Raw genomic sequence first — 10,602 nt, 5'->3', positions numbered from 1 at the left:
GTACTAAAAATGAAATGACAATATAGCGTGATGATTGTAATTCTTTTGTCATTTTTCCTCCTGAAAATAAAAAAACGGAAAGATTGTGAAATTCCTTTCCGTAACATAATAAATATTTGAACACCAAACTCAACACCAAAAAAATGTTTTTATTGATTATTATTGCTCAATCAAGCACTTATAACAATGTGAAAAATAAAAATCTGTACTCACAAAAACCCTTGAATTTCAAGGGTTTCAAGCATTTATTCTACTTCACAATGTTTTATTATTTTAAATCTTCTAGACCAACCATTGAATAGTGGCCATAATATATCTCCTTCGGATTGAAAAAACTGTAAAAACGTTTTCTTTCTTATCCTCTATTCTATCATAAATTATTCTTTTTTGCACAAGCTTTTATTTGTAATAGCTACTTTATAAAGGAAGACTGATTTCAACCCCACTTGATTTGTATATTAACCTTATATAAAATTCTATATCTTATATATTTAGTTTTAGATGAGTATTCGAGATAAAAATGGGACTATACAATTTGTCAAAATTCCTTCTATCCAGCTTTCTTGTGCTGAGGAGAGATGGTCTGCTTGAAGGCTTTCTTTTAGAAAATCTCGAACTTGTTCTGGTGTGATTTCAAACTCAAAGGCTTTCATTTTATAGAGAAAGTCGAGCAGATGGTCTGACAGATATTCAGTTGAAAAGGGGACTTCTCCACTTTTTCGATATTCTAATAAGAGCCTAGAAAATCGGGCTTTTTCTTCAGGAAGCTCACGAAAATAGGAATTGAGGAGCCAGGTCTGCTTCTGTTTTCTTTCAATTGGATCCTGAGCTGCAATTCGTTGGTCTTTTTCCAGCTCTTTTTGGTATTGTTTGGCCTTGATAGCACGTTCTGTCCGATTTTTACCAAAAAGAATTTTCTCCCACTTGCGTTCTTCTTGAGTCAGTGTCTCTGTAAAGCCAAAGTAATCTTGATAGGCACGCTCTGCTGGGCCCATAGCTAGGACTAGATTGTCTGCATATTGTTTGGCGATTCTATCTCTTTTCTTGCGCTCTTTCTCTGCCTGGATACGGAGTTCCTGCTCGTAGTCAATTTTCTCCTTGCCTAGCTTGACAAGGTAGAGTTGGTCATCTGTTTTTCCAAGTAAAAAGGGTTTGATACACTTTTCAAGGACTTCTTCCATCCGAGCCTTTTTCTTTGGCTCCGCCTTGGTCCAACTTCCTCCCTGAAAGACTTCGAGGAAGAGCTGGTAGTCTTTCTCAGGTGAGAACTGATTGCCACGATTGGGTTTAAAAACACCTTTTTCCCAGAGCCACTTTAGAAGACGCTCGTCAAAGTCACTTTTATTGACCTTGATTTTTTCCTTTTTCTGGGCTTTTCTGGTCAGATTTTCAACCTTTCTGAGCAGTTTTTCTTCCTCTTCCAGTTGCTGGTCAAGGTTCAATCGATGAAAGTGTCTGACGCAGTCGCTACCGATGGGAAAGAGGCGTTGGCCTGTGATACCGTTAAAGAGTTCGTAGGCGTATTTGATAGCATTTCCACAGACACAATTGCTACGACCAATACCATTAAAAATCAAGGAAACTTCATTCCATTCCTTGGTAGCTTTTTCCCAAGTATCAGCTTTTGAAGCCTGTAAAACTGCATCATGCAGGGATTTTCTAACTGGAAGTGTCATGAGGTCTCCTTTCTAGATTATACTTTTACAACTTGAACCTCGTCTTTACCGAGTAAAATCAAGTATTTTTCAATATTTTCAATCGAATAGGCTCGAGATAAAGCCTCTCCGTATAGGGCTAACTGACCACGATAGCGGTCTATGAGTTGACTTGGTTCATCATAGCGGTCTGTCTTATAGTCGAACAGAACGATTCTATCCTTATAAAGTAGATAGCCGTCCAAGATACCACGCACAACGAAGTCTTCCTGACTCTTTTGGTCTTTTTTGAGCATAGAAAAGGGTTGCTCGCGGTAGAGATAGTCGGTATTGGCGAGAATTTCCTGACCGAGTGCTGTGTCAAAGAATGCAAGAATTTTCGAAAGATTAATCTTGTCTCTGACAGCTGGGCTGGTTTGAACTTGTTTGAGAGTTTCTGTCAGGCTAGCAAGCGTTGGTCTCTGACTGAGGTCAATTCTCTGCATGAGTTCGTGGGTAGCACTCCCAATCTCAGCTCCTGTTACTTTTTCTTTGGTTGAAAAATCTGGCAAATCAAAGTTGATTTTCTTGTCTACTGACTTGCCTTGACCTGCAATCTCGACACCATCCATATCCATAACTGGTTCGTAGAATTTCTTGATTTGACTTGGGGTTTGAACACTAGGAAGTTCAATGGCTGCGCGATGAAGAGTATTATAGACTTCAACCTCTTTCAGCATTTCAAGGGCTTCTTTGATGGTTTCTGACTGACGATTGTCTACTTGGGAGCTATCTTGGAGAGGACTTTTGTTTTCCAACTGACCGATAGCTTCTGTAGTCAGCTGATCTTCACCAACAAAACGATAGCTAAAGTTGAGATGATCCTTGGCAAATACTTTACTGATAGCCCAAATCCAATCTTGGAAATTCTTGGCTTGAAGTCTAGTGTTGCTGTTTAGTTTTCCATTTTTAGCTGCTGGGTATTCCTTGGCTTCCAGCTTTTCACGAGAACCCTTACCGATAAGATAAAGCTTTTTCTCAGCCCGTGTCATAGCAACATACAGTAGACGCATTTGCTCTGAATAGCTTGCCAGCTGTAATTCCTCTTCGTTCTGTCTATAGGTCAGGCTAGGAATGGAGAGTTTGATGGTTTTAGGATAGTGGTCTTCCACTGCTCCTGTCTCCATTTTGGCAATATATTTGACACCAAGTCCATTTTTACGGCTGAGAATGACCTCTGACATGCTGTCTTGCTTGTTAAAGTCTTGATCCATATTGAGGATAAAAACGTAAGGAAACTCTAACCCTTTACTCTTGTGGATGGTCATGAGCTCTACTGCATCTTTTGGTAGTGCGACAGCTACGCTTGCCAAATCGTGCTGGGCTTCCAAGACTTGGTCAATCATACCAATAAAACGCGACAAGCCTTTGAAATTGCTCTTTTCAAATTGATCAGCACGTAGTGCTAGGGCATAGAGATTGGCCTGTCTAGCAGGACCATTTGGTAAAGCCCCCACATAATCATAATAAAAACGGTCGTTATAAATCTTCCAAATCAGGTCATAGAGGGAGTGGGTTTTGGCATACAAGCGCCAAGAATCCAAGATATCCATGAATTGATTTAGCTTATCAGCTAGTGTCGAGTGAATTAACTCTTTCTGGCTTGTCACCATTTTTTGTGAATTGACCAGTTTTTCATAGAGATTTTCTTGGACTTTATTCTCTGCTTTCTGAAGGGACAAACGTGCTAACTCGTCCTCGTCAAAGCCAAACATAGGAGACTTCATAAGGGCAACCAAGGCGTAGTCTTGCAGAGGATTGTGAATGACACGAAGGGTGTCCAGCATGACTTGCACTTCTAGGGATTGGAGATAATTGTTTTGCTCTCCGTCAGTTTTGACAGGAATCCCGTACTCAGACAGGGCGAGAAGAATCTGGTCATTACGACTGCGGCTGGAGGTCAGAAGGACGATTTCTTTAAAGGCAACACCTTGTTCCTTATGTAGTTTAAGGATTTCCTTGATAACTAAGCGCATTTCACCAGTTAATTTCGTTTCTGCTTGGCTCTCTTCTTCCTCACCTGTGTCATCCTTATCATAGAGAAGAAATTCTGCCTTGTTCTCAGTATTAGGAGTCAGTTTGGTATTGGCAAAAACAAGTTGGTGCATGTTATCATAGTTGATTTCACCGACTTCTTGGTCCATAAGACGCTCAAAAACATCATTGGTTGCTGACAGCACTTCTGAACTACTACGGAAATTTTCCTTCAGGAGAATCAGCTTTCCTTCTTGGGGATTTTGCGCATAGCGTTGGAATTTCTCATTGAAAATCTGCGGGTCTGCCTGACGGAAACGGTAGATGGACTGCTTGATATCTCCCACCATAAAGCGATTGTGGCCATTAGACAACAATTCCAGCATCCGTTCTTGAATATGGTTGGTATCCTGATACTCGTCTACCATGACTTCATGGAAACGTTCCTGATAAGCTTCACGGACTTGCGGGAATTTCTCTAAAATCTCAATGGTGTAATGGCTGATATCAGCGAATTCAAAGGCATTTTCCTGACGTTTACGCTGACGATAGGCCTCTACAAAATCACTCATAAAAGATTGGAAGGTTTTAGCTAGTTTCCAAGTGTCTCCATGATAACGTTCTTGATAGTCGAGAATTGTTATCCGGTCTGCTAGTTGTCCTAGTTTAGCAAACTGGGTCTTTCTCTCTTCGTTGTAGGCATCGGCCAGTGGCTTCAAATCAGCCTTGCGACTGGCATTAGTCAGAGCTCGACCATTTTTCTCTTTCGAAATTGCGACAACACGCGCAAGCACTACTTGAAAATCCTGATTATCGGACTCCTGATTTAAGGAGCCAATTTCATCCAGAATCAACTGAACATTTTCTAAATAGGTAGCCTTTGAAAACTCCTTGGCATCATTATCCAGATGATAACGGAAAAAGCTTTCCAAATCCCAAAGGGCTTGCTGGATTTGCTCGGTTAGTTTTTCTTTTTCACTGGTAAAATCAGATTTCTCAAAGCCTTTGAGAAAAGATTCATTTAACCATTTCTGAGGATTGCTGGTGGATTGGAGAAAGTCATAGATTTTATAGACTTGCTGGCGCAGCCCCCTTTCATCCTTGCCTCGCCCAGCAAAGTTTTTCAGCAAATGGCTAAAGATCTCTTTCTGTTTACCTTGGTAATGCGCTTCAAAGACCTCATGGAAGACTTCGTTTTTTAGAAGAAGTTGCTCGCTTTGGTTTTGTAAAATCCTGAAATTAGGCGCAATATCAATCAGATATCCATGTTTGCCAAGGAATTTTTGTGTGAAAGAGTCCATGGTTCCGATGACTGCGTTGGGTAGGTCTGCCAACTGGCGGCCCAAGTGTTGTTTGAGCTCGACATCATGCGTTTCTTGGATTTGTTGGCTGATTTTTTTCTCTAAACGTTCCTTAAGCTCTGTGGCAGCCTTGACAGTAAAGGTTGAGATAAAGAGTTGAGAAATTTCGACACCACGCGCCAATTGGTCCAGAATACGCTCGGCCATGACAAAAGTCTTCCCAGAACCAGCTGATGCTGAAACGAGGATATTCTGACCAGAAGTATAGATGGCTTCAATTTGCTCAGCAGTTTTCTTTTGTTCCTTGCTTGAATTTGCTTCTACTTCTTGCAGTTTTTGAATCTCCTCCTCAGTTAAAAAGGGAATAGGCTTCATCGATTCAACTCCTCTCTTATTTTTTCAAACCAAGCTTGCTTGAGTTTTTCTCCGACAAGACGCTTGCCGTCAGCCAAGTCCAACTTTTCTAGAAAACGGGCTTGGCCCAAGTGGTAATTGGCTTCAAATCCTGTGATGGCTTGATGTTGCTGGACGTATGGGGCAATGCTTCTGCCATTTTCAGTATAGGGATTGATGGCGAATTGCCCTTCTAAGATTTTCTCCGCTGCCTTCTTGTAAAGATGAGCATTGTAGTCCAGTAGGAGCTGGAATTCCTCATCTGTTAGCTGGTTAGCCTTGTTTTTGTTGTAAAATTCGCCCAAATGACTGCTTTCTTTTTCCAAAAAGAGGCCTTGGTATTTCATAGACTTGCTGGCTTCTACTACTGCACCTGCCAGACTTTTAACAGCCATCAGAGATTGGACTGGCTCAGCCATTTCCAAGTACATGGCACCGAAAAAGTTCTGCTCCCCTTCTCTTTTTAGGGCAGCTAGGTAGGTTGGCAGTTGGGAATTGAGCCCATTAAAGAAATGAGGAAACTGGAACTGAGTTAGACTCGACTTGTAGTCTACTACTCCTATCGCTTCATCAGCTTTTAAACGGTCAATGCGGTCAACCTTACCTCGTACAAAGACACTGCGACCATTATCCAATTGAATAAAGGCCTGCTCTTTTCCACCAAAATTCGCCTCTTCTTTGATGGTTTCAATAGCTGGATTGTGGCGGAGAATGTGACCAGTTGTCCGTGCCACATCAAGCAGAACTTCCTTGGTAAACTGGGCTTCCAAACTTTCCTGATAAATTGCTTCAAATTCCCGTTCCTGACTGGTTTCTTGAATAGCTTGTTCTAGACGTTGGTCAAAGGAATCTTCATCAGGCAACTGCAAGGCCCGTTCAAAAATGCGGTGTAAGAAATTCCCATGACTACGAGCATCTGGACGCAGGCGCAATTCTTCCTGCAAGCCTAGAACATAACGGAGGAAATAACTGTATTGGTTACGGTAAAACTCCGTCAAACCAGAGGTAGACAGGTAAAATTCCTTGTCAGCTGGATAGAGAGCCTGTAAGGTATCCTTGGTCAACTGCTTACTGCTTGGACTGGTTGGGAGGGCTGGATTTTCCAAACCTTGCTGGTCTAGTTTTTTACCCATGACACGAGCTAGAACCTTAATAAAGGTCAAATCTTGCTCAGTCTCACTCATCTCGCCCTGCTGGTGATAGGCAACCAGACTAGACAAAAGACTGTGATAGGACCCCATATCTTCCTTAGACAGCCCTTTGTGATTCATCCTCTTCTCTTTTCGACTAAATCCAAAATGGACCAACTCTTGAAGATAGGCAGACTCCTTGCTTTCACTTTCGTTAAAAAGGCTTGGAGCCGACAAGACCAACTGCTTACGAGCAGAATTGACCAAGGAAAGCATAGTATAGCGATTTTTCTTGAGATTTTCACTGCTGGGAATCAGCAATTGAACGCCTTCTTCGGTCGTTTGATTTAAATTTTGTCTTTCTTCATCAGTTAAAAGGCTAGTATTTTGCGCAATTTTTGGTAAATTGTCCTGAGTCAGTCCAATGGCGTAGACAAAGTCAGCAGTCAGTGGTGCAATCAAATCGTAACTCTGCACCAGAACAGTATCCACTGTCGCTGGAATAGTGCGATACTGAGACAAACTCATTCCAGAATGGAGCAAGGCTAGAAAGTCCTCTAGACTAACCTGTGAACCAGCAAAAACAGTCGCAAATTGTTCTAAAACATGGCAGAATGCCTTCCAAACTTCGGCTTGTCTTTCCTGTTCTACAGCTTCCATAGTGGCTGTCAAATCTTGTAACTGCTTGGTCACAGAACTTTCTTTTAGAAAGCTATTCCATTTTTGTAGGAGGTTTTCAGCCTTCTGTTTTCGACTGGCAAAGAGGGTTTCAAGAGGTGTTAAAATATGCAGACGAAGGGCATTCAAACGATCAAGATTAAATTTTCCATGGTGGGATTTGGTAAAGGTTTGCTGAAAGGCTGGCAAGCCATTGATACCAAGATAGCGGATATATTGCTCAAATGCGTCAATATCAGCCTGGCTAAGGTCGGTATATAAACCCGTTCTGAGGAGGTTAATCAAATCTTCCTGACGGAAACGATAACGTTTTAAAGCCAAAATAGACTCGACAAACTGTGTCAAAGGGTGGTGGGCCATGGATTCGCTTCTACCAAGATAGAAAGGAATCTGATACTGGTCAAAAATGGTTTTCAGCGATAATTGGTAAGAAGCTACATCCCCCAAGAGAATACGAAAATGCTTGTAACTCAGGTCTGGATTGGCATGTAATTTCTGACGAATGCTACGGGCTACCAACTCCAACTCTTCTTTTTGCGTCAAGCAAGACCAGATTTGTAAGTTTTCACGATCCTTCTCATCGACATCCAATGTTAATTCTGAAAAGTCATAAGAAGACTCCAGCAAACGAGAGGCCTTATCAAAACTATCCATCTTCTCATGAGTTTGAGAAGAATCCTGAGCAGGTGTTTGGTATTTAGAGGCTAGATGATGGAGAAAGTCCACACTGGCTTGGTATAGATTGCCTTCAGCGAATGGGCTGGTATAGGCTTTCTTACTAGCATAGGCTCCAATGACAATCTCAACACCCTTGCCGTGAAGTAGGTCCACAATCCGCTCTTCTTCAGCAGAAAAACGGGTAAATCCATCAATAACCAAGGCGATTTGAGTGAAATCACTACTTACTTTGTTATTCTCAATAGCTTCAATCAAATGAGACAACTGACTTCCCTGAGCCAACTGACCTTGATTAAGATAGGCTGTTACTTTTTCAAAAATCAAGAGCAAGTCTGCTCGCTTGTCCTCATCTGCCAAACTCTCCAAGTCTAAAAAGCTCATCTGAGCAGTCGTCATCTCGTGATACAGTTCAATCAACTGCTGGATAAACTGAGGATCCTGCTTAATCGCACCATAAACACGTAAGTCCTTAGGATCGAGTTCCGCAAGGCACTTATAAAAGGCCATCCCAAGACCGATGTCATCTAGACTGGTCTTGGAAGGCAAATCATTCAAAATCAGATAACGAGCCATTTGAGCAAAGCGCGTGACGGTAATCGCAAAAGTAGCCTGCTGGGACAAGCATTCCAGCACGGCACGTTCCTTTTCAAAAGAAAGAGAGTTGGGGGCGATATAGAAGACTCGCTTGCCCGCAGCAACTAGTTCCTCAGCCTCTCTGGTTAGAACCTCAGTCAAAGAAGTCCGAATATCAGTATAAAGTAATTTCATCTCTGCCTCATTGGAATTTTTCATTACCTTTTATTATACCATGATTATCCCGAAGATTCCTCCTCCTTTCCTCTAAAATATGCTATAATAATACCAAAAAATAAAGAAGGAAAATCTATGATTAAACTATTAGCCTTGGATATGGACGGAACCCTCCTCAATGAAGCCAAGGAAATCCCACAAGCTCATATTACTGCTATTCACCAAGCTATTGAAAAAGGTGTCAAACTGGTTCTCTGTACGGGTCGCCCGCTTTTCGGTGTTCTCCCCTACTATCAAAAACTGGGGCTTGATCTCCAGAATGAGTATGTGATTGTTAACAACGGTTGTTCAACTCACCAGACAAGTGACTGGGGACTAGTTGATTGGCAAGAATTGAGTCCAGCTGACATCGAATACCTCTATGATCTAGCAGAAAAAAGCGATGTTCAGTTGACTCTTTTTGATGAGGAGCACTATTTTGTCCTCGGTGGCAAGCCCAATGAAATCATTGAAAATGATGCTAAGCTAGTCTTTTCAGACTTAACTGAAATTTCTCTTGAGGAAGCGACTAGTGGCAAGTACCGAATGTTCCAAGGTATGTTTTTAGGAACAGAGAGCCAAACAGACGATTTTGAGCAGCGTTTTGCTGAGGAACTCTGTCAACGATTTAGCGGAGTTCGTTCGCAGCCAGTCATTTATGAGGCCATGCCACTTGGAACGACAAAGGCTACTGCTCTTTCTCGACTAGCTGAGATTTTGAAGATTGATTCCTCAGAGATTATGGCCATGGGCGATGCCAATAACGATATCGAAATGCTCCAGTTTGCAGGCCTTGGTATTGCTATGGGAAATGCCAGCGATTATGTCAAATCCCTAGCTGATGACGTTACAGCAAGCAACGAAGAAGACGGCGTTGCGTGTGCCATTGAAAAATATATTCTATAATTAAGAAGCCCAGTTCATGTCAACTGGGTTTTGATATTTAAGAATTCTAAAAACTTTAGAAACTCTTTAGAAATCCTTGAGCTTTCTTTGATTTCTATGCTTTATACTAAAGTTATCAAAATAAATCAAAAGGAGAGAATCATGAAAACAGTACTTGATATTCATGGATTGTCCAAAAACTTTGCCAAACAAGCTATTCTTCAGGATCTTCATCTAACGATAAGAGAGGGAGATATTTATGGACTTATCGGGAAGAACGGAGCTGGGAAAACCACCTTGATAAAAATCATTACGCAACTACTCTTTGTGGATAAGGGGACTGTTTCCCTCTTCTCTAGCAAAACGGAAAATGAGTGGACCAAAGCTCTATCTCGAGTAGGTTCTGTTATCGAATCACCCGTAGCTCATAATCACTTAACAGCCTATCAAAATCTGAAATATTATTGTATGATTCGGCATATTCCAAATGCTGATATAGTCATTCGAGAAACGCTGGACTATGTTGGTTTGTCAGATACAGGTAAAAAAGTCTTTCGAGATTTCTCTCTTGGAATGAAACAAAGACTTGGGATCGCCATTGCCCTTCTATCTAAACCAGACTTCCTAATCTTAGATGAACCTATCAATGGACTTGACCCAATTGGTATCAAAGAATTTCGTCTGATGATTCAACGGCTCAATCAAGAAAAAGGGATTACCATTCTCATCTCTAGCCATATTTTGTCAGAACTCTATCTCCTAGCAAATCGCTTTGGTATTTTAGATCAAGGCAAGATTATCCGTGAAATCAGCAAAGCTGAATTTGAAACACTAAGTGAGGATTATATTGTGCTTAAGACAGCCGACCAAGAGAAAGCTTGTCAAGTATTGAAAGAACAAATCCAGCTCCAGTTCAAGGTTGTCAATCCAGAAAATGAAATCCATATCTTTGGTCAGGAACAAGATGTCAAGCAGATTCTTAAGGAATTAACCTTGGCAGATGTTGACATTGACGAGATTTACTATGCCCGTCAAAACCTAGAAGAATACTTCACTCAATTGGTCGAATAGGAGGAAAAT

5 protein-coding genes are annotated in these 10,602 nt (G+C 41.4%); 2 read left to right on the top strand and 3 right to left on the bottom strand.

Going from position 1 to position 10,602, the window contains the following annotated elements:
- Window positions 1-497 precede the first annotated feature (497 nt).
- Genes CBI42_RS07965 through rexB form a run of 3 tightly spaced genes read right to left on the bottom strand, consistent with a single transcriptional unit; the run spans window position 498 to window position 8,616 of the window.
- Window positions 498-1,676 carry a hypothetical protein gene (locus CBI42_RS07965; protein ID WP_094753698.1) on the bottom strand — a complete coding sequence of 393 codons (1,179 nt, stop codon included), beginning with the start codon at window positions 1,674-1,676 and terminating at the stop codon, window positions 498-500.
- A 17-nt stretch (window positions 1,677-1,693) separates the two neighbouring features.
- A complete protein-coding gene (gene addA / locus CBI42_RS07960) occupies window positions 1,694-5,344 on the bottom strand; it encodes a helicase-exonuclease AddAB subunit AddA (protein WP_094753697.1) in 3,651 nt (1,216 codons plus the stop codon).
- A complete protein-coding gene (gene rexB, locus CBI42_RS07955) occupies window positions 5,341-8,616 on the bottom strand; it encodes an ATP-dependent nuclease subunit B (RefSeq protein ID WP_094753699.1) in 3,276 nt (1,091 codons plus the stop codon). The genes addA and rexB overlap by 4 nt, the downstream gene beginning before the upstream one ends.
- 117 nt (window positions 8,617-8,733) lie before the next feature.
- On the opposite strand from rexB, the gene CBI42_RS07950 reads away from it, so the two are divergent.
- Together CBI42_RS07950 and CBI42_RS07945 are read left to right on the top strand one after the other, a co-directional pair.
- Window positions 8,734-9,543, top strand: coding sequence for a Cof-type HAD-IIB family hydrolase (locus CBI42_RS07950; RefSeq protein ID WP_094753696.1), 810 nt, complete (start codon window positions 8,734-8,736; stop codon window positions 9,541-9,543).
- 141 nt (window positions 9,544-9,684) lie between these two features.
- Window positions 9,685-10,593 carry an ATP-binding cassette domain-containing protein gene (locus tag CBI42_RS07945; RefSeq protein ID WP_094753695.1) on the top strand — a complete coding sequence of 303 codons (909 nt, stop codon included), beginning with the start codon at window positions 9,685-9,687 and terminating at the stop codon, window positions 10,591-10,593.
- Window positions 10,594-10,602: the final 9 nt, after the last annotated feature.

The sequence above is a fragment of the Streptococcus sp. KR genome, assembly GCF_002238115.1.
GTDB lineage: Bacteria > Bacillota > Bacilli > Lactobacillales > Streptococcaceae > Streptococcus.
This window is presented reverse-complemented; position numbering and strand designations above follow the sequence as displayed.